At 64.8% G+C, this 19,268-nt stretch carries 16 protein-coding genes; 10 read left to right on the forward strand and 6 right to left on the reverse strand.

From position 1 onward, the window contains the following. The first annotated feature begins 140 nt into the window (after positions 1 to 140). Both J2Y63_RS12280 and J2Y63_RS12285 read left to right on the forward strand, forming a co-directional pair. A complete protein-coding gene (locus tag J2Y63_RS12280; RefSeq protein ID WP_435266294.1) occupies positions 141 to 1,625 on the forward strand; it encodes a nucleobase:cation symporter-2 family protein in 1,485 nt (494 codons plus the stop codon). Positions 1,626 to 1,763: 138 nt separating this feature from the next. After that, positions 1,764 to 2,795 (forward strand): sensor histidine kinase, encoded by a 1,032-nt coding sequence (locus J2Y63_RS12285; RefSeq protein ID WP_435266295.1) that lies wholly within the window; start codon positions 1,764 to 1,766, stop codon positions 2,793 to 2,795. Between the two features lie 43 nt (positions 2,796 to 2,838). On the opposite strand, the gene J2Y63_RS12290 is transcribed toward J2Y63_RS12285, so the two are convergent. The 3 genes from J2Y63_RS12290 to J2Y63_RS12300 all read right to left on the reverse strand — a co-directional run bounded on the left by J2Y63_RS12290 (position 2,839) and on the right by J2Y63_RS12300 (position 5,014). Beyond that, positions 2,839 to 2,973 (reverse strand): hypothetical protein, encoded by a 135-nt coding sequence (locus J2Y63_RS12290; protein WP_256120919.1) that lies wholly within the window; start codon positions 2,971 to 2,973, stop codon positions 2,839 to 2,841. 120 nt (positions 2,974 to 3,093) lie between these two features. Then, positions 3,094 to 4,242 (reverse strand): galactonate dehydratase, encoded by a 1,149-nt coding sequence (dgoD, locus tag J2Y63_RS12295; protein ID WP_435266296.1) that lies wholly within the window; start codon positions 4,240 to 4,242, stop codon positions 3,094 to 3,096. Positions 4,243 to 4,258: 16 nt separating this feature from the next. Further along, on the reverse strand, positions 4,259 to 5,014 hold the full coding sequence (locus J2Y63_RS12300) for a FadR/GntR family transcriptional regulator (protein WP_435266297.1): 756 nt from the start codon (positions 5,012 to 5,014) through the stop codon (positions 4,259 to 4,261). A gap of 166 nt (positions 5,015 to 5,180) precedes the next feature. Between J2Y63_RS12300 and J2Y63_RS12305 the strand changes: the two genes are divergently transcribed. After that, positions 5,181 to 6,710, forward strand: a complete 1,530-nt coding sequence (locus tag J2Y63_RS12305; RefSeq protein ID WP_435266298.1) for a UxaA family hydrolase — start codon at positions 5,181 to 5,183, stop codon at positions 6,708 to 6,710. A 180-nt stretch (positions 6,711 to 6,890) separates the two neighbouring features. Then, positions 6,891 to 7,265, forward strand: coding sequence for a tudor domain-containing protein (locus tag J2Y63_RS12310; protein ID WP_256119765.1), 375 nt, complete (start codon positions 6,891 to 6,893; stop codon positions 7,263 to 7,265). 48 nt (positions 7,266 to 7,313) lie between these two features. On the opposite strand, the gene J2Y63_RS12315 is transcribed toward J2Y63_RS12310, so the two are convergent. Next, positions 7,314 to 7,664 (reverse strand): VOC family protein, encoded by a 351-nt coding sequence (locus tag J2Y63_RS12315; protein WP_435266299.1) that lies wholly within the window; start codon positions 7,662 to 7,664, stop codon positions 7,314 to 7,316. A gap of 10 nt (positions 7,665 to 7,674) precedes the next feature. After that, the gene (locus tag J2Y63_RS12320) at positions 7,675 to 8,712 is read right to left on the reverse strand and encodes a GntR family transcriptional regulator (protein ID WP_435266300.1); all 1,038 of its coding nucleotides are present in this window, start codon (positions 8,710 to 8,712) and stop codon (positions 7,675 to 7,677) included. A 208-nt stretch (positions 8,713 to 8,920) separates the two neighbouring features. Between J2Y63_RS12320 and ilvD the strand changes: the two genes are divergently transcribed. Further along, on the forward strand, positions 8,921 to 10,756 hold the full coding sequence (gene ilvD, locus J2Y63_RS12325) for a dihydroxy-acid dehydratase (RefSeq protein ID WP_435266301.1): 1,836 nt from the start codon (positions 8,921 to 8,923) through the stop codon (positions 10,754 to 10,756). Positions 10,757 to 10,799: 43 nt separating this feature from the next. On the opposite strand, the gene J2Y63_RS12330 is transcribed toward ilvD, so the two are convergent. After that, a complete protein-coding gene (locus J2Y63_RS12330) occupies positions 10,800 to 11,204 on the reverse strand; it encodes a GFA family protein (protein ID WP_435266302.1) in 405 nt (134 codons plus the stop codon). Between the two features lie 84 nt (positions 11,205 to 11,288). On the opposite strand from J2Y63_RS12330, the gene J2Y63_RS12335 reads away from it, so the two are divergent. The 5 genes from J2Y63_RS12335 to J2Y63_RS12355 all read left to right on the forward strand — a co-directional run bounded on the left by J2Y63_RS12335 (position 11,289) and on the right by J2Y63_RS12355 (position 19,246). Further along, positions 11,289 to 11,750 carry a MarR family winged helix-turn-helix transcriptional regulator gene (locus J2Y63_RS12335; protein ID WP_435266303.1) on the forward strand — a complete coding sequence of 154 codons (462 nt, stop codon included), beginning with the start codon at positions 11,289 to 11,291 and terminating at the stop codon, positions 11,748 to 11,750. 81 nt (positions 11,751 to 11,831) lie between these two features. After that, positions 11,832 to 12,566, forward strand: a complete 735-nt coding sequence (locus J2Y63_RS12340) for a DUF899 domain-containing protein (RefSeq protein WP_435266304.1) — start codon at positions 11,832 to 11,834, stop codon at positions 12,564 to 12,566. 28 nt (positions 12,567 to 12,594) lie between these two features. Further along, on the forward strand, positions 12,595 to 13,371 hold the full coding sequence (locus J2Y63_RS12345; protein ID WP_435266305.1) for a VOC family protein: 777 nt from the start codon (positions 12,595 to 12,597) through the stop codon (positions 13,369 to 13,371). A 187-nt stretch (positions 13,372 to 13,558) separates the two neighbouring features. After that, the gene (locus J2Y63_RS12350; protein WP_435266306.1) at positions 13,559 to 15,811 is read left to right on the forward strand and encodes a methyl-accepting chemotaxis protein; all 2,253 of its coding nucleotides are present in this window, start codon (positions 13,559 to 13,561) and stop codon (positions 15,809 to 15,811) included. Between the two features lie 105 nt (positions 15,812 to 15,916). Then, a complete protein-coding gene (locus tag J2Y63_RS12355; protein WP_435266307.1) occupies positions 15,917 to 19,246 on the forward strand; it encodes a DUF2126 domain-containing protein in 3,330 nt (1,109 codons plus the stop codon). Positions 19,247 to 19,268: the final 22 nt, after the last annotated feature.

Below are 19,268 nucleotides of genomic sequence, written 5' to 3' on the forward strand. Positions count from 1 at the left end.
ATACGCGACTAACGATTTCCCCATGAATGCGTAAAGTGTTTATTGCCTGGCTATACTTGCGGCTTGAAGCCCGACGCGAAAGATAGCGCACCCCGTTGGAGGACGGGCTGTGGTTGGTCGACGTGATGGGAGGAGTATCCATGAGCGACATATCCAGCATACACCCGGTGGACGAGAAGCTGCCTGCGAGCAGGCTCGCGACGCTGGGCATCCAGCATGTGCTCGTCATGTATGGCGGCGCCGTCGCGGTGCCGCTGATCGTCGGGCGGGCCTTGCAGCTGAGCCCGCAGGACGTGGCCTTCCTGATTTCCGCCGACCTCTTCGTCTGCGGCCTGGTCACCATCATCCAGTCGCTCGGCATCAGCCGCCATGTCGGCATCCGCCTGCCCGTCATGATGGGCGTCACCTTCGCTTCCGTCGGCCCGATGGTCTCCATGGCGACCATGGCACCCGGAGCGGAAGGGGCGCGCATGATCTTCGGCGCCATCATCGGGGCCGGTTTCGTCGCCCTGCTGATCGCGCCCATCATGGGGCGGCTGCTGCGCTTCTTCCCGCCCGTGGTGACAGGCACCATCATCCTCGTCATCGGCGTGTCGCTGATGCGCGTGGGCATCAACTGGACCTTCGGCAACCCCTTCGGCCCGACCGCGCCCAAGCTGATCGACCCCACCCATACCGAGTGGCTCGCCCAGATGAAGACGCTTGCGGAGACCGGCGGTCCCGCCGTTCCGGATGGTTTCGCCATCGCGCCGACCGTTTCCAACCCGGTCTATGCCGAGCCGAGCCACATCGCGCTTTCGGCGCTGGTGCTGATCTCCATCCTGGTCATCGCCCGCTATGGCCGCGGCCTGATCAGCAACATCGCGGTGCTGGCCGGTGTCGTCATCGGCTGCATCGCCGCGTCGATCCTCGGCATGATGCATTTCGACCGTGTCGCCGATGCCGGCTGGTTCGCCGTGGTCACACCGCTGCGCTTCGGCATGCCGATCTTCGATCCGGTGCTGATCGCCACCATGACGCTCGTGATGATCGTCGTCATGATCGAATCGACCGGCATGTTCCTGGCGCTCGGGGAAATCACCGACAGGCCGGTGTCGCAGCAGCAGCTCACCGCGGGCTTGCGCGTCGATGGCATCGGCACGATGATCGGCGGCCTGTTCAACACCTTCCCTTACACGAGCTTCTCGCAGAATGTCGGCCTCGTCGGCGTCACCGGCGTGAAGAGCCGCTACGTCTGCGTCGCCGCCGGCATCATCATGATCATCCTCGGTGTCATCCCGAAGATGGGCGCGCTGGTGGAAGCCGTGCCGACCTTCGTTCTCGGCGGCGCCGGCCTCGTGATGTTCGGCATGGTGGCGGCAACGGGCGTGCGCATCCTCTCGAATGTCGACTTCAAGACCTCGCGCAACAACCTCTTCGTGGTCGCGGTCTCCGTCGGCTTCGGCCTGATCCCGCTGCTTGCGCCGAACTACCTGATGTGGATGCCGCATGCGATCCACCCGATCATCGAATCGGGCATCGTGCTCGCGTCCATCGTCGCGGTGCTGCTGAACGCCTTCTTCAACGGCGTTCGCTTCGAGCAGGCCGACGCCGTGGAAGCAGCCCGCCTGGCCGACAGCCACTAGGCAAGCCACGCTCTTCAGGAAAACCCGGCTTGCCGCGAGCGAGCCGGGTTTTTTCATGCCCAATGCGAGCCACGGCATTTTCTTGCGCAGGCTTACAAGGCATAGCAGGGGAAAGAAACCGCGGCTTCGGGAGCATCCATGGCGGGCATGATGAGGGCGCGCGAGGCGCTCATTCTGGCGATCACGCTCTGGACGGCGCTTTCCATCAACGATTTCCTGCTGCTGCCGGGCGGATTTCTTATCCTCGCACCCGGCTGGATGAGCAGTATCCTGCTGGCCCTCCTGCTGGCGCAGGTGCTTCAACGCCTGGAAAACCTGCCGCGGCAACAGGCGATCGGCTTCGGCGTGCTGGCTGTGATGGCAACGGCGGCAAGCCAGGCCGCCTTCGATGTCACCGCCATCATGACGATCGGCCCGCATGTGCTTCCCGGCGGCGCCGGCGTGCCCGGCTTTGCGATCGCCGACACCTTCGACAAGGCCATCCTGCAATTCCGCATGGGCCTGATGTGGAACACCGTGGCCTTCGGTTTCTATGCCGCCGCAATCTCGCTGCTCAATGCGCAGCGGCGAAAGCTCGATGCGGAAATGCGGGCGCTGCGCTACGAGCTCAATCCGCACTTCCTTTTCAACACGCTGAATTCCATTGCCGGCCTCATCGAGGAGGGATCGGGCGGGCGGGCGGACCGCATGGTGCTGTCGCTCTCGCGCTTTCTCCAGACGACGCTCACGCTCGATCCGTTGCATGATGTGCCGCTTGTCGACGAGATCGGGCTCCAGCGCGACTATCTGGAAATCGAGCGCGAACGCTTTGCAGACCGCATGGCCTTTGACATCCGCTTGCCGGCGGGGCTGGAGACGGCGCTCGTTCCAAGCCTCATTCTCCAGCCACTGATCGAGAATGCGGTGAAACACGGCGTTGCCGCATCGCGCAGACCGGTGACCATCGTGCTGGAAGCGCGGCGGGAGGCGGATCGTCTTGTGCTGAGCGTCGAAAACGGACTGCCGGAGAAGGGTTCGGCTTATGGCAAGCCCGCGGGCATGGGGGTTGGTCTCAGGAACATCGCCGACCGGTTGCAGGCGCGTTTCGGAAACCGGTGGCGTTTTTCGACAGGTCCGGTGGAGGGTGGGCTTTACCGCGCCTCAATCGAACTGCCGCTTCGAATGAGCTAGGATGCAGTCCCGGCGAAATCCGGCCGGAACTGCATGGCGCCTATCAGTTCAGCGGGATCTGAAAGCCGCCCGAATCCGCGGGCCGGGCATAGGTCGTGTTGTTGGCTGCGGTCGTGCTGCAGCCTGCGAGCGCCAGAACCGCGAGTGCCGCGACGACGAAACCAGATATGGGGCGCATGTGCCTCTCCTTTGTGTTTGCCCGTATGACATAGGGATGCGAAGCGCTTCCGTCTACCGAGGTGCGGACATGAAAAAGCCCGGCACGGGGCCGGGCTTCTCCAATTCGTTCTTAGGGCAGTTACCACTCGGCGACGCTGCCATCCTCATGACGCCAGACGGGGTTGCGCCAGCGGTGGCCTTCCTTCGCCCGCTCGATGACATAGGCCTCGTCCACCTCGATGCCGAGGCCCGGCCCCTGCGGGATCGACACGAAACCATCCGCATAATGGAACACCTCCTTGTTCGAGATGTAGTCGAGGATGTCGTTGCCCTTGTTGTAATGAATGCCGAGGCTCTGTTCCTGGATGAACGCGTTGTAGCTGACGGCATCCACCTGCAAACACGCCGCGAGCGCGATCGGACCCAGCGGGCAATGCGGCGCCAGCGCCACATCGTAGGCCTCCGCCATCGCCGCGATCTTGCGGCATTCCGTGATGCCCCCGGCATGGCTGAGATCCGGTTGCAGGATGTCGACGTAACCGTCCGCCAGCACCGACTTGAAGTCCCAGCGCGAATAGAGCCGTTCCCCCAAGGCAATCGGCGTCGAGCAATGGTTGGCGATCTCCTTCAGCGCCTCGCGGTTTTCCGACAGCACCGGCTCCTCGATGAACATCAGCTTGAACTGTTCGAGTTCCTTGGCGAGCACCTTGGCCATCGGCCGGTGCACGCGGCCATGGAAATCGACACCGATGCCGATATAGGGGCCGACCGCCTCGCGGATCGTCGCGATGGTTTCCACCGCCTTCTCCACCTTGTCCCAGGTGTCGACGATCTGCATCTCCTCGCAGCCATTGAGCTTGATGGCCTTGAAGCCGCGGGAAACCACCTCGCGCGCATTGTTGGCGACGTCGGCCGGGCGATCGCCGCCGATCCACGAATAGACCTTGATCTTGTCGCGCACCCGCCCGCCGAGGAGCGCATGGATCGGCTGGCCATAGGCCTTGCCCTTGATGTCCCACAACGCCTGGTCGATGCCGGCGAGGGCCGACATATGCACCGCCCCGCCGCGATAGAAGCCGCCGCGGTACATGACCTGCCAATGGTCTTCGATCAGCAGCGGGTCCTTGCCGATAAGATAGTCCGACAGTTCCTCCACGGCAGCCTGCACGGTCAGCGCGCGGCCTTCCACCACCGGTTCACCCCAGCCGATGATACCCTCGTCCGTCTCAACCTTCAGGAACAGCCACCGCGGCGGCACGATGTAAGTGGTGAGCTTCGTGATCTTCATGGGTTTCCGTCCCTCGTCAGTGTGTCTTCAGATCGCCGGCATCGCCCATCAGGCGGGAGAGGTCGCGTGCGGCGAGATCGAGAATGTGGCGCGAACAGGTTTCCGCCCGCGCGCCATCGCGCAGGCGCAGCGCATCGACGAGCTCGCGGTGCACGTCTAGCGCCTCGTCGCGCTTGACCGCCGCGCGGTTGGACGCGTGCAGCGCATAGGAAAGCGCTGCGTGGATGATCGAGGAGAGCTGGTGGAAAACCTTGTTGTGGCTGGCCTTCAGCAGGGTTTCGTGAAAGCGGGCATCGGCGGCGGTGAAGGCTTCGAGGTCGCCTTCCGCATCGCCCATGTCGTCGCAGGCCCGTTCGAGGTCGGCGATCTCCTGCGCCGTGGCGCGCGAGGCCGCGAGGAAGGCCGCCGCGGGCTCAACGGTGCGGCGCGCTTCGAGGATCGAACCGAGCAGTTCCGCCGACAGCACGTCCGGCCCCATCCATTCGAGGATCTGTGCGTCGAGCACCTTCCATTCCGCCCGGTCGCAGACGAGCGTGCCGACCCGCGGGCGGCCGCGCACGAGACCCTTGGTCTCCAGCACCTTCAGCGATTCGCGGATGACCGTGCGGCTGACGCCGTAAGTCTCGCAAAGGTCGCTTTCGCGTGGCAGAACCGTGCCGGGCGGAAAACGCCCGCCGCAGATATCCGCGCCGATCGCCGCCGTCACGTTATGGCGCACGCGCGGGCGGCGCGCCGGCGACCGCTGCGCCTGTCTCGTTGCCTTGTCCGCCAAAGTGCCTCCCGCAAGCAATGCTAAATCATCATACAATTAGTCAATAATTATACGACAAATTGATGGCATAGGCCAAGATACCTGGCCTCATCGGCGCGCAAAATTCCTGATATTGACTTTTGCTGACAGAGTGCATAATGCGCCGAACCCAACCGCAGGAGCCGCCATGCTCGCCGAACTTCCCGCCGTTCTCGTCCTCAACGCGAAAGACAATGTCGGGGTCGCGCCCGGCAATGTCGATGCCGGCCGGACACTCGTCAACGGCGTGACGGCCGCGGAGCGCATACCACGCGGCCACAAGGTGGCGCTCGCGCCGATCGCCGAAGGCGCGCCCATCCTGAAATACGGCCAGATCATCGGTTATGCGACGAAGGCGATCCGTCCCGGCGAACATGTGCACCTGCAGAACCTCGCCATTCTCGACGTCGCGCTGAAACACGAATTCTGCGTCGACAACGCCCCGCCGGTGATGGTGCCGGAGGCCGAGCGCCGCACCTTCGAGGGCTATGATCGCGGCAATGGCCGCATCGGCACGCGCAACTATATCGGCATCCTCTCCACGGTGAACTGTTCCGCCACGGTCTCGCGTTATGTGGCGGAGCACTATGCCCGCAAGTTCCGCGAGACCGGCCACGAGAACATCGACGGCGTGGTGGCCCTCACCTATGGCGGGGGCTGCGCGCTGAACCTGAAATCCGAAGGCGGGCGCATCCTGACGCGCACCTTCAAGGGCTATGCCCGCAACCCGAATTTCGGCGGCATCCTGATGATCGGGCTCGGTTGCGAGACCTTTCAGTATGGCCCGCTCGTCGAAGAGGCCGGGCTGGAGGAGGGAAAGACCTTCCGCAAGATGATGATCCAGGAACAGGGCGGCACGCGCAAGACGATCGAGGCGGCCTGCGCGATGATCGACGACATGCTGCCGGATGTCGGCCGCATCCGCCGCACGCCGCAGCCGCTCTCCGGTATTCGGCTGGCGCTCGAATGCGGCGGTTCGGACGGCTATTCCGGCATTTCCGCCAATCCGGCGCTGGGCGTCGCCTCGGACCTCCTGGTCAAGGAAGGGGCGACGACCGTGCTCTCCGAAACGCCGGAAATCTACGGTGCCGAACACCTTTTGACACGCCGCGCCGCCCGGCCGGAGGTCGCCGAAAAGCTGCTTTCCCGCATCGACTGGTGGCGTGACTACACCGCCAGGAACGATGCCGAGCTCAACAACAACCCGTCCTTCGGCAACAAGGCGGGCGGCCTCACCACCATTCTGGAAAAGTCGCTCGGCGCCGTCGCCAAGGGCGGCTCCATGCCGCTCAACGCCGTCTACGAATATGCCGAGGAGGTGACGGAGACGGGCTTCGTCTTCATGGACACGCCGGGCTACGACCCGGCCGCCGTCACCGGCCAGATCGCCGGCGGCTGCAACCTCGTTGCCTTCACCACCGGCCGCGGCTCGGTCTCCGGCTACAAGCCGGCGCCCTGCATCAAGATCGCCACCAACACGCCCATGTACGAGCACATCAAGGAAGACATGGACATCAATTGCGGCACCATCGTCGACGGCACGGAAACGATCGAACAGGCCGGCCGCCGCATCTTCGAATTCGTCATCGACACCGCCTCCGGCCGCAAGACGGCCAGCGAAGCCTATGACTACGGCGACAACGAATTCGTCCCCTGGCAGGTCGGCGCCATTACCTGAAGCGGCCTCCAAAACACACCAAGCAACGAGAATAAATCTCCCCTGAAATATCCATTATAAAACAGTGAATTATCAGCAGTTTCAAACCGTTCTGGTAATGCCGTTACCAAACATGCCTGGTGCGGTTTCCCCAGCCATTTTGGTTAGGGAGGACGGGCGAGAGCCCAGAGGAGTACTTTCTTGAAGAAACTGGTGATGTTCGTGCTTGCCGCAGGCCTGTTCTCTTGCGGTAGCGCAATCGCTCACGCCCAGACGAAGGGCGACTGGGTACTCGGAAACTACAAGGGCGCCGGCTACTGGTTCCCGGGGGTCGTCGAAAAAATCGGCGGTGGCCAGATCACCATTCGCTACGACGATGGCGACCGGGAAACCGTATCGGTCAACGACGTCCGGCCCTACGACTGGATGATCGGCATGAAGGTCGAATGCAACTACAAGGGTCAGGGCGAATGGTACGGCGGCACGATCGCGTCGCTGGCCGGCGAGAAGATCGGCATCGCCTATGATGACGGCGACAAGGAAACGACCAAGACCGGCCGTTGTCGCACGCAATAAAAGGCTTGGAAAAAGGGGGCGGGTTCGACCTGCCCCCAGATTCGAGCGTCACGCGTGCATGAGGATATTGACGAGCGTGCCGGCGGGATCGCGCACGAAGAAGCGCCGCACGCCCCAAGGCTCGTCCGCCGGACCGTATTCGATCGCGTAGCCGCCGTTCAGCGCGGACTGATAGGCCGCCTCCACGTCGTCTACCTCGACCGAAAGCCCCGGCACCGGCGTGCCGGAGCCGCCTTCGGAGGCAAAGCTCACCTGCAAGGGCATGGTGCCGCCGGTGCCGTAGGTGGCGATCCAGCCGTGATCCATGAGAAGATCGAGGCCAAGGATGTCTTTGTAGAATTTCGCGACGGCCGCCGGGTCGGCTGTTTCGACATTCGCGACGATGCGCTTGATCTTCATGACGACCTCCTCAGCGCGCAATGGGGCTGGCATAGACCGGCATGTCGGGCCGATGCGCCGCGCGCAGCTCCGCGACGCGCTGGATGACCTTGGGCAGCGACACGGTGATGTGGTGTTGCAGGGTCTCGGCGGCACGCGCGCTGTCGTCCACGTCGAGCGCGCGGAACACCGCGAGATGCTCGGCGATGAAGGGCTCGCTTTCGGGCATGCGGTGCGAGACGCCGATGATGTGCTTGCTGACATTCAGCATGAAACGCGCACGCCGCAGCGCGATCAGCAGCTCCCGGTTGGGGCAATAGCCGAGGCAGGTGATGTGCAGGTCGGTTTCGAGATCGTCCATCGCCGGAACGGAGAGGTCCGGATAGACCGCCAGCGCCTCCTCCAGCCGGTGCGTCATCGCACGGCGCTCGGCGGGCGGAATGAAGGGCGCGGCCCGGGTCAGCGCCAAAGGCTCCAGCGCCACGCGGATATCGTGCAGGTCGCGCATGCGGCTTTCGTCGAGCGGAACCAGCGTCCAGCGCATGCGCTCGTCCTTTTCCACGATGCCGAGCGCTTCGAGCCGCGTCAGCGCATCGCGCGCCACCTGCCGGCCGACGCCGCGGGCGCGCGCCAATTCCACCTCGTTGATCCGGTGGCGGCCGAAGACGGAGATATGCACCATCTCGCGCTCCAGGCTCTCATAGATCGCCTCCCAGCCGGGCGCCTTGCGCAGGCCCGGCGCCTCCTCGTCGAGGCCGAGCATCTCGGCGGTCAGCGCCACGCGCTTCGGACCGCTGCGCCCCTGCCCCACCAGGAAACCGCGCCCATCGAAACGCCGGATCGAACCCGCCGCCTCCAACAGCGCAAAGGCCTGGCGGACCGGCGTGCGCGTGGAGGCAAAAACGCCGGCGACCGGGCCTTCGAGCAGCAGTGCGCCCCGTGGCAGGCGGCCGGCGGATATGGCTTCGGCCAAAACATCGCGAATGCGGAGGTAAAGCGGGCTCTTGTCGAGCGCCGCTTCGGCGCTTTCCGCGCCCGTCTCCGCCAAAACCTGACCCGCTTCGTTCATGGCGCGGACCATGGCATGAATGCCTTATGCCGACAACGGTCATGTCCGGCGCGGGCAGGCAGCAAGGAAATTGCGCCGCACCGTCAAAAAATCGTCATTCCTTTCGTGACGCGCGGGGCGTTTTGCGCTAGGGAAACCCTCTCAAGGCTCGCAATCCGGCCCTAGAAGGGCCATATGCGAGCAACGTCCTATGTCAAGGAATGGAACCATGCCCGCATACCGCTCCCGAACCACCACCCACGGCCGCAACATGGCCGGTGCCCGCGGCCTCTGGCGCGCGACCGGCATGAAGGATTCGGATTTCGGCAAGCCGATTATCGCGGTGGTGAACTCCTTTACCCAGTTCGTGCCCGGCCACGTGCACCTGAAGGACCTCGGCCAGCTCGTCGCGCGCGAGATCGAGGCTGCCGGCGGCGTCGCCAAGGAATTCAACACGATCGCCGTCGACGACGGCATCGCCATGGGCCATGACGGCATGCTCTACTCGCTGCCGTCGCGCGAAATCATCGCCGACTCGGTCGAGTACATGGTCAACGCGCATTGCGCCGACGCCATGGTCTGCATCTCGAACTGCGACAAGATCACGCCCGGCATGCTGAACGCCGCCATGCGCCTCAACATCCCGGCCGTCTTCGTTTCCGGCGGCCCGATGGAGGCCGGCAAGGTCGTGTTGCACGGCAAGACGGTTGCGCTCGACCTCGTGGACGCCATGGTTGCCGCCGCCGACGACAAGATTTCCGACGAGGACGTCAAGGTCATCGAACGATCGGCCTGTCCGACCTGCGGCTCCTGCTCCGGCATGTTCACGGCCAATTCGATGAACTGCCTGACCGAAGCCCTCGGCCTGTCGCTGCCCGGCAACGGCTCGACGCTGGCGACGCATGCCGACCGCAAGCGCCTCTTCGTCGAGGCCGGCCACCTGATCGTCGATCTCGCACGGCGCTATTACGAGCAAGAAGACGACAGCATCCTGCCCCGCTCGGTCGCCAACAAGCGCGCCTTCGAGAACGCCATGTCGCTCGACGTCGCCATGGGCGGCTCGACCAACACCGTGCTGCACATTCTCGCGGCCGCCTATGAAGGCGGCATCGATTTCGACCTCAGCGACATCGACGCGCTGTCGCGTCGTGTGCCCTGCCTCTCCAAGGTCGCCCCCGCCAAGCAGGACGTGCACATGGAAGACGTACACCGGGCCGGCGGCATCATGCGCATCCTCGGCGAACTCGACCGCGGCGGCCTCATCCACCGCGACACGCCGACCGTGCATGCCGAAACGCTCGGTCACGCGATCGACCGCTGGGACATCACCCGCACGACCAGCGAGACGGTCCGCACCTTCTTCCGCGCGGCGCCGGGTGGCATCCCGACGCAGGTCGCGTTCAGCCAGTCGGCCCGCTGGGACGAACTGGATACGGACGGCGAAAACGGCGTCATTCGCTCCGTCGAACACCCGTTCTCCAAGGATGGCGGCCTCGCCGTGCTTTCGGGCAACATCGCGCTCGACGGCTGCATCGTGAAGACGGCGGGCGTCGATGAATCGATCCTGAAATTCTCCGGCCCGGCTGTCGTCTTCGAAAGCCAGGACGCGGCGGTCAAGGGCATCCTCGCCAACGAGGTGAAGGCCGGCGACGTCGTGGTCATCCGCTACGAAGGCCCGAAGGGCGGCCCCGGCATGCAGGAAATGCTCTATCCGACGAGCTACCTGAAGTCGAAGGGTCTCGGAAAGGCCTGCGCGCTCGTCACCGACGGCCGCTTCTCCGGCGGCACCTCGGGCCTGTCGATCGGCCATGCTTCGCCGGAAGCCGCCCAGGGCGGCACGATCGGCCTCGTGCGCCAGGGCGACCTCATCGAGATCGACATTCCGAACCGCACCATCAACCTCGCGGTTTCGGAGGAAGAGCTGGCCGTGCGCCGTGCCGAGCAGGACAAGCTCGGCTGGAAGCCGGCGGCACCGCGCAAGCGCAACGTCACGACGGCGCTGAAGGCCTATGCCGCCTTCGCCGCCAGCGCCGACAAGGGCGCCGTGCGCATCCTGCCGGAATAAGCGTTTTGCCGGGCGCCAGGTTTTCCTCGCGCCCGGTCTCGTCTCAGAGGTGGCGCGTCTCTTCCGGCGTGTTCCACCAGGCATTGTTCCGGCCATCGAAATATTGCACCGGCAATGCCGCAAGCTCGCTGTGCTCGATATCGTCGAGGCAGGCGACGTTGATCGAGACATAGGCGCCGCCGATCGCCTCGACATAGCCCCGGCCGAACGACGAGACGCCGCAGGTCTTGCAGAAGTGATGGTGCGCGCTCATCGTGCCGAACTGGTAGTCGCCGAGATCCGCCTCGTCGCATTGCAGGCGAAAGGCATCCGGCTTGATCTGGGCACCCCAATAGCGCTTCTTCGAGCAGATCGAGCAATTGCAGCGGCCCGTGCCGGCGGAAAGGTCGATATCCGCCTCGTAGCGGATCTTTCCGCAATGGCAGCTTCCCTTGTAGGTCTTCAACATGATGTTTCCTCGCTTGCGCCACGCGCCCATAAATGACAATATGCTGTCAAATTCACTTTTGCAGAATGACAACATGTTGTCAATATGAATTCGGACCGCACCCCCGCCGGCGACGCTTTCGCCGCCTTCGCCATTTCCGTGCTGCGCCTTGCCGGGCACTTGCAGACGGCCGGCGATGCACTGGCCAAACCCGCTGGCCAGACCAGCGCGCGCTGGCAGGTTCTCGCCGCCGCCGACCATGCGCCGATGTCCGTGGCGGATGCCGGCCGGGCACTCGGCATGACGCGGCAGGGTGTACAGCGCGTCGCCGACCTGCTCGAAAAGGACGGCCTGATCCTCTATGCGGAAAACCCCGCACACCAGCGCGCCAAGCTGATGGTGCTGACCGAGGCGGGCAAGACGACGCTCGACGCCATCAAGGCCCGCCAGTCCGTCTGGGCCAACGCGCTCGGCGAGCTCTTCGATAAAAAGCAGCTCCGCGAGGCAACCGAGATCGTCATCACGGCGTTACAGGCCGTTGAGAAACAGTCCGTGCCGGACGACTGAAACCGGTCGATGCTTTGACACGGGCGATAAATGTTGATACCAACTTATTTGTCGAAAGCCCGCGAAAGAGGAGTCCCGAGCATGAGACCGAACCACGAGATCGTATCCCAGGAAGAATGGCTCGCCGCCCGCAAGGCCCTGCTGGCCCTGGAGAAGGAAGAGACGAAGCTGCGCGACAAGGTGCGCGCCGAACGCCTCACACTGCCCTGGGTCAAGGTGGAGAAGGACTACACCTTCGAAACGCCCGAAGGACGCAAGACGCTGGCGGAACTGTTCGATGGCCGCAGCCAGCTCATCGTCTACCACTTCATGTATGGTCCGGACTGGGATGCCGGCTGCCCCGGCTGTTCCTTCATGGCCGACCATATCGACGGCATGCTGCCGCATCTCAACAATCACGACGTGACGATGATCGCCGCCGCCCGCGCGCCGCTGGAAAAGCTTGAGGCCTACAAGAAGCGCATGGGCTGGGAATTCCCCTGGGTCTCGTCCTTCGGCAGCGATTTCAACTTCGACTACCACGTCTCCTTCACCAAGGAGGAGCTGGCGCGCGGCAAGGTGATGTATAACTTCCGCGAGACCGACGCCGCCGATGCGCATGACGAGCTTCCGGGCCTCAGCGCCTTCTTCAAGGACGAAGACGGCATCGTCTACCACACCTACTCGGACTATGCCCGCGGTGGCGAAGAAGCGCTCGGCACCCTGATGATCCTCGACCGCGCGCCAAAAGGCCGCAACGAGACGGGAACGCTCAGCTTCGTCAAGCGCAAGGACGAATATGACGATGCGCCGAAGGCGCATTCCTGCTGCGACTAAGCCCAGAAGACAACGAAGGAACGACGACATGCACAAGGACTATGGCCGGTTCTGCTGGTACGAACTGATGACGAACGACGTCGCGGCCGCCGAGCGTTTCTACGCGTCGGTCGTCGGCTGGTCGATCCGCGATTCCGGCATGCCGGATATGAACTACCTGCTCGCCTATGCCGGCGACACGCAGATCGCCGGCATGATGGCCTTGCCGGCGGAAGCGAGCGGCATGCCGCCGGCCTGGATGGGCTATATCTTCACCGACCGGATCGAGGAGACAGCCCGGGAGATCACCCAAAACGGCGGCTCGGTCATGCGCGAACCGGCCGACATTCCCGGCATCGGCGGCTTCGCCGTCGTCGCCGATCCGCACGGCGCCGTCTTCTCGCTCTTCGCTACCCAGGACGAGAGCCCGGCCCGGCCTGAAATGATGACGCCCGGCCATATCGGCTGGAACGAGCTGATGGCGGGCGACCTCGACACCGCCTGGGAGTTCTATTCGAAGACCTTCGGCTGGACCAAGGACCAGGCCGTCGACATGTCGGACGCCGGCATGGGCACCTACCAGACCTTCGCCGCTGGCGGCGGCAATGCCATCGGCGGCATGATGACCACTCCGCCCGGCATGCCCATGCCGCCCGCCTGGGGCTATTATTTCGTGGTCGAAGGCCTCGATGCCGCGGGCAAACGCGTCACGGACGGCGGCGGCAGCCTCATGATGGAGCCGATGGAAGTGCCCGGCGGCGCCTGGATTCTCAATTGCGTCGATCCGCAGGGCGCCTATTTCTCGCTGGTCTCCATGACCCGCTAGAACTCTGTTCTGCGTGGGGCGGCCTTGCCTGCTCCACGCAGCTTTCACAAAACCGTCACAGACCCGTCATGACCAAGGGCCATACTGAGGACGGTCAGAACCGGGCGTCGCCCCGGCCGCAGGATGCGCTTTCTGGCAGCCGCTATCGGCATGATCTGTAGCTGCGTATCTTTCAGAAACCATTCCCATGCGTCTTTCCATAAAGCTTTCGCTTGCAGCCCTGCTGCTGGCCGTCATTGCCATTTCCGCAACCAGCGTCGCGAGCCTTTATCTCAGCGCCAGCCAATCGACCGAGGCGGCGGTGACGAAGCTCGAAACGCTGGCCGATGGCCGGCGCAACGAACTGGCGCAGTACCTGCAATCGATCGTCAAGGAGACCCGCGACCTCGCCGGCCAGAAGGTCGTCGCCAAGGCGCTCGACGATCTTTCGGGTGAACTCGACGCAATCGAGGGCGACCGCGCCGCCGAGTTGCAGCGGCGCTATGGCGGCAAGGCCGATCTGAAATCCGCCGAGATCGACAAGTTCGACCAGATGCACGGCCGCTACCACGGCTTCTTCCTGCGGCAGGCCGAAGCGCAGGGTTTCGACGACATGCTGCTCGTCAATCTCAGCGGCGACATCGTCTATTCGCTGAAGAAACACAATGATTTCGGCGCCAATCTGGTGACCGATGCGCGCTTCGCCGGCACCGGCCTTGCCAAGGTCTTTGCCGAAGCGGCACCCAGCACGGAAACCGCCATCGTCGCCTTCGGCGATTACCAGGCCTATGCGCCAGCCGGCCGTGCCATGGCCTTCCTCGCCGCCCCCGTCGCCTCCGTCGCCGGCAAGATCGGCGTGCTCGTCGTGGCCCTGCCGACCGAGCGCATCACCGCCCGGCTGAACAATCCGGTCGGCCTCGGCGAGACCGGCGAAGCCATGCTGCTGAACGCCGATGGCACATTCCTCACCCGCCCCTCGCACGGCGCGGATGCCGACGTGCTCTCGATGCGCATCGCGCCGGAGCTGCTTGCGGCCGACGACGGTGCGATCGCCAAGGCCACCCTGCCCGATCATCGCGGCCGCGAGGTGAAACTCGCCGCCGCCAGCTTCGATTTCCTCGGCCGCACCTGGACCGTCGCCGCCGTTATGGCGTCGAGTGAAGTCTTCGCCGGCCTCACCCGCCTCGTCCATTGGACGCTGCTCGTCTCGCTCTGCGTGCTCGTGGTGACGGCCGCCGTCGGCTTCCTCTTCGCCAGCCGCCTGTCGTGCCCGATCACCGCGCTTGTCTCGGACATGAACCGGCTTGCCGGCGGCGACACGACGATTGCCTGCGACGGCCAGGCGCGGCGCGACGAGATCGGCGATATGGCACGCTCCGTGCTCGTCTTCCGCGACGCCGCAATCGAAAAGGAACGCCTGCAACGCGAAACCGCGTCGATCCGCGAGGAGGCCGACAACGAGCGGGTGGCCCGCGAGAGCGCCAAGCAGGCGGAAGACGCCGAGACCGAGGCGGCCGTGCTGCGCCTCGCCGGCGCGCTGCAGCACCTCGCCCGCGGCGACCTCACGCAGCGCATCGACACGCCCTTTATGCCCGCGCTCGACCGCATCCGCACGGACTACAACGCCTCCATCGAGCGGCTCGCCGAGGCGATGACGACCGTGCGCGTCAACACGCACCGCATCCGCGACGATTCCAGCGAGATGCAGGAGGCGCTCGTCCAGCTCTCCAGCCGCACCGAGCGGCAGGCCGCCTCTTTGGGCGAGGCCGCGACGGCGCTTGCAGAAATGACGCAGGCCGTACAGTCCGCCGCCGAGCGCACGACGGTCGCCGAACGCCTCGCCTCCGACACCAAGAAGAGCTCGGCCACCTCCGAACAGGTCGTCGACAACGTCGTCAACGCCATCGGCAAGATCGAGACGTCCTCGCACGAGATCGGCAACATCATCGGCGTCATCGACGACATCGCCTTCCAGACCAACCTTTTGGCGCTGAATGCAGGCGTGGAAGCGGCGCGGGCGGGTGAAGCCGGCAAGGGTTTCGCCGTCGTCGCGCAGGAGGTGCGGGAACTGGCGCAGCGCACGGCTAGTGCAGCACGCGAGGTGAAGGCGCTGATCACCAAATCCGCCGACGAAGTGGCGCGCGGCGCGGGCCTGGTGCGCGAGACCGGCAGCGTGCTGCGCGACATCGCCGGCAAGATCAACGCGATCGATACGGAGATCAAGGAGATCGCGCGCGCCGCACGCGACCAGTCCGTCGGCATCCACGAGATCAACACGACGATCCGCCAGCTCGACGCGGTGACCCAGCAGAATGCCGCGATGGTCGAGGAAAGCAGCGCCGTCACGCACCGCCTTTCCGACGAGTCCGCCACGCTTGCCCGCCTCGTCGGCCAGTTCGAGACGCCCGGCGAGGCGGCGCGCCACCCGGCAGCAAGGCCGCACCTGCGGGCCATCGCCTGATCGACGGTGACAGCGGGCAGCGATCCCGCTTGCAATCTCTCTTCGCATTGCACAAACTCCCCTCGATGGCGGCAACAGACCGTCACCGAGGGGAAAAGAGAGCGCATGTCGATCAAGGCCGGTATCTACCACCTCACCCATTACAAGTACGACAACCCGGTCCGGCTCGGACCCCAGATCATCCGGCTGAAGCCGGCCGCCCATTCCAAGACCAAGGTCATCAGCCATTCGTTGAAGGTTTCACCGGCAAACCATTTCGTGAACCTCCAGCAGGATCCCTACGGCAACTATCTCGCCCGCTACGTCTTCCCCGATCCGGTCACCGAGCTGAAGATCGAAGTCGATCTCGTCGCCGACATGACGGTCTACAATCCCTTCGACTTCTTCATCGAGGAGGAGGCCGAGCACTGGCCCTTCGATTATCCGGAGGACCTGCGCGAAGACCTGAAGATTTATCGCGCACCCGAGCCGATGGACCCGGCGCTCGAAGCCTATATGAAGACGATCGACCGCTCGCGCCGGCGCACGCTGGACATGGTCGTCGCCCTCAATGCACAGGTCCAGCAGTCGGTCGGCTACGTCATCCGCATGGAGCCCGGCGTGCAGACGCCGCAGGAGACGCTGACGACGGCGCTCGGTTCGTGCCGCGATTCGAGCTGGCTGCTCGTGCAGATCCTGCGCAATCTCGGCTTCGCCGCCCGCTTCGTCTCCGGCTATCTCATCCAGCTCAGCCCGGACCTCAAGGCGCTGGACGGCCCCTCCGGCACGGAGGTCGACTTTACGGACCTGCATGCCTGGTGCGAGGTCTATCTTCCGGGCGCCGGCTGGATCGGCCTCGACCCGACCTCAGGGCTGCTCACCGGCGAAAGCCACATCCCGCTAGCCGCCACCCCGCATTTTCGGAATGCAGCGCCGATCAGCGGCGGTTATTTCGGCGAGGCGAACACCGAATTCGACTTCGCCATGACGGTGGCGCGTGTCGCCGAGCACCCGCGCATCACCAAGCCCTTCTCCGACGAGAGCTGGGAGGCGCTGAATGCGCTGGGCCGCAAGGTCGACACCGTGCTTTCGGAAAACGACGTGCGCCTCACCATGGGCGGCGAGCCGACCTTCGTCTCCATCGACGACTTCGAATCGGAGGAATGGAACACCGCCGCCGTCGGCCCGACCAAGCGCGAAAAGGCCGACGAGCTGATCCGGCGCCTGCGCGAGCGCTTCGCGCCCGGCGGCTTCCTGCATTATGGCCAGGGCAAATGGTATCCCGGCGAAAGCCTGCCGCGCTGGACCTTCTCGCTCTACTGGCGCAAGGACGGCAAGCCGATCTGGCACAACCCGGACCTGATCGCCACCGAGGGCGCCGACAACGAGGTCACCGAAAAGCAGGCCCAGGCGCTTCTCGCCGGCATCGCCGCCGAGCTTGAGATCGAGCCCGACATGATCATCCCCGCCTTCGAGGATCCGGCGGAATGGATCATCAAGGAAGGCAGCCTGCCGGAAAATGTCGACCCGTCGAACTCCAAGCTCGAAAGCCCGGAAGAGCGGGCGCGCATCGCCAAGGTCTTCGAGCGCGGCCTGACGACCGCGACCGGCTACATTCTGCCGGTGCAGGCCTGGAACGCCAAGGCCGGCGGGCGGCGCTGGGTGAGCGAGCGGTGGCGCACCCGCCGCGGCAAGATCTTCCTCATTCCCGGCGATTCGCCGATCGGCTTCCGCATGCCGCTCGGCACCCTGCCCTACGTGCCGCCGTCACAGTATCCCTACATCCACCAGGCCGATCCCTCGATCCCGCGCGAGCCGCTGCCCGACTACAGCGCCCCGGCGAGGACATTGGCGCAGGCATCGCTCCGCGCGAGCGAGCCCCAGCAGGACCGCAACGAACAGAACATCGCCGGATCGACGGGCGACATCCGCGGCGCCGTGCGCACGGCGCTGAGCGTCGAGCCGCGCGACGGCCGCCTGTGCGTCTTCATGCCGCCCGTCGAGCGCATCGAGGACTATCTCGACCTGATCGCGGCGGCCGAAAAGGCCGCGACCGATCTCGGCCTGCCGGTCCATATCGAAGGCTATGCGCCGCCGCATGACGAGCGCATCAACGTCATGCGGGTGGCACCTGACCCGGGCGTCATCGAGGTCAATATCCACCCCGCCGCCAACTGGCAGGATTGCGTGGACATCACCACCGCGGCCTATGAGGAAGCCCGCCTCACCCGGCTCGGCGCCGACAAGTTCATGATCGACGGCCGCCACACCGGTACGGGCGGCGGCAACCATGTGGTCGTCGGCGGCGACAATCCGAACAACAGCCCGTTCCTGCGCCGGCCGGACCTCCTGAAAAGCCTCATCCTGCATTGGCAGCGGCATCCGTCGCTCTCCTATCTCTTTTCCGGCATGTTCATCGGCCCGACCAGCCAGGCGCCGCGCATCGACGAAGCGCGGCACGACACGCTTTACGAGATGGAAATCGCCTTCGCGCAGGTCCCGCCGCCCGGCCAGGGTGCGGCACCCCTGCCCTGGCTCGTCGATCGCCTTTTCCGCAACCTGCTAACCGACGGCACCGGCAACACCCACCGTTCGGAAATCTGCATCGACAAGCTGTTCTCGCCGGACGGCCCGACCGGCCGTCTCGGCCTCGTCGAGTTCCGCGGCTTCGAAATGCCGCCGAATGCCCGCATGAGCCTTGCCCAGCAATTGCTGATCCGCGCGCTCATCGCCCGGTTCTGGCAGAACCCGGCGGATGGCGGCTTCGTGCGCTGGGGCACCACGCTGCACGACCGCTTCATGCTGCCGCACTATGTCTGGCAGGACTTCCTCGACGTGCTGGCGGACCTCAAGACGAACGGCTTCGACCTCAAGTCCGAATGGTTCGCCGCCCAGCTCGAATTCCGCTTCCCCTTCTGCGGCGAGGTCGAATATGAGGGCGCCAACCTGGAAGTACGCCAGGCGCTGGAACCCTGGCATGTTATGGGCGAACAGGGTGCGGTCGGCGGCACCGTGCGCTACGTCGATTCGTCCGTCGAACGCCTCCAGGTGAAGCTGGAGACCGCCAATCCGGAACGCTACACCGTCGCCTGCAACGGCAGGCCCGTCCCGCTGCGCTCCACAGGCACCAAGGGCGTCTCCGTCGCCGGCGTGCGCTACAAGGCCTGGCAGCCCGCTTCCGGCCTGCATCCGGCGCTGCCCGTCAACACACCGCTTACATTTGACATTTATGATACATGGTCGCGGCGGGCGATCGGGGGCTGCATCTACCACGTTGCCCATCCGGGCGGACGCAGCTATGACACCTTCCCGGTGAACGGAAACGAGGCTGAAGCGCGCCGGCTGGCGCGATTCGAGCCCTGGGGGCACAGGGCGGGCGGCTATACGCTGTGGCCGGAGCCACCGTCGGCGGATTTCCCGCTGACGCTGGATCTGCGTCGGCCGTCCGGCATCTAGCCCTCCATTGGAGTACAGGAAT

The organism is Shinella sp. BE166, assembly GCF_051201095.1.
Taxonomy (GTDB): domain Bacteria; phylum Pseudomonadota; class Alphaproteobacteria; order Rhizobiales; family Rhizobiaceae; genus Shinella; species Shinella lacus.

Bases quoted from the DNA above. Each gene is read 5' to 3' on its own strand.
- J2Y63_RS12305 (WP_435266298.1), top strand. From the start codon at position 5,181: ATGCTCGCCGAACTTCCCGCCGTTCTCGTCCTCAACGCGAAAGACAAT.
- J2Y63_RS12350 (WP_435266306.1), top strand. From the start codon at position 13,559: ATGCGTCTTTCCATAAAGCTTTCGCTTGCAGCCCTGCTGCTGGCCGTC.
- J2Y63_RS12335 (WP_435266303.1), top strand. From the start codon at position 11,289: ATGAATTCGGACCGCACCCCCGCCGGCGACGCTTTCGCCGCCTTCGCC.
- J2Y63_RS12285 (WP_435266295.1), top strand. From the start codon at position 1,764: ATGGCGGGCATGATGAGGGCGCGCGAGGCGCTCATTCTGGCGATCACG.
- J2Y63_RS12280 (WP_435266294.1), top strand. From the start codon at position 141: ATGAGCGACATATCCAGCATACACCCGGTGGACGAGAAGCTGCCTGCG.
- dgoD (WP_435266296.1), bottom strand. From the start codon at position 4,242: ATGAAGATCACGAAGCTCACCACTTACATCGTGCCGCCGCGGTGGCTG.
- J2Y63_RS12290 (WP_256120919.1), bottom strand. From the start codon at position 2,973: ATGCGCCCCATATCTGGTTTCGTCGTCGCGGCACTCGCGGTTCTGGCG.
- J2Y63_RS12315 (WP_435266299.1), bottom strand. From the start codon at position 7,664: ATGAAGATCAAGCGCATCGTCGCGAATGTCGAAACAGCCGACCCGGCG.
- J2Y63_RS12320 (WP_435266300.1), bottom strand. From the start codon at position 8,712: ATGAACGAAGCGGGTCAGGTTTTGGCGGAGACGGGCGCGGAAAGCGCC.
- J2Y63_RS12340 (WP_435266304.1), top strand. From the start codon at position 11,832: ATGAGACCGAACCACGAGATCGTATCCCAGGAAGAATGGCTCGCCGCC.
- ilvD (WP_435266301.1), top strand. From the start codon at position 8,921: ATGCCCGCATACCGCTCCCGAACCACCACCCACGGCCGCAACATGGCC.
- J2Y63_RS12355 (WP_435266307.1), top strand. From the start codon at position 15,917: ATGTCGATCAAGGCCGGTATCTACCACCTCACCCATTACAAGTACGAC.
- J2Y63_RS12330 (WP_435266302.1), bottom strand. From the start codon at position 11,204: ATGTTGAAGACCTACAAGGGAAGCTGCCATTGCGGAAAGATCCGCTAC.
- J2Y63_RS12345 (WP_435266305.1), top strand. From the start codon at position 12,595: ATGCACAAGGACTATGGCCGGTTCTGCTGGTACGAACTGATGACGAAC.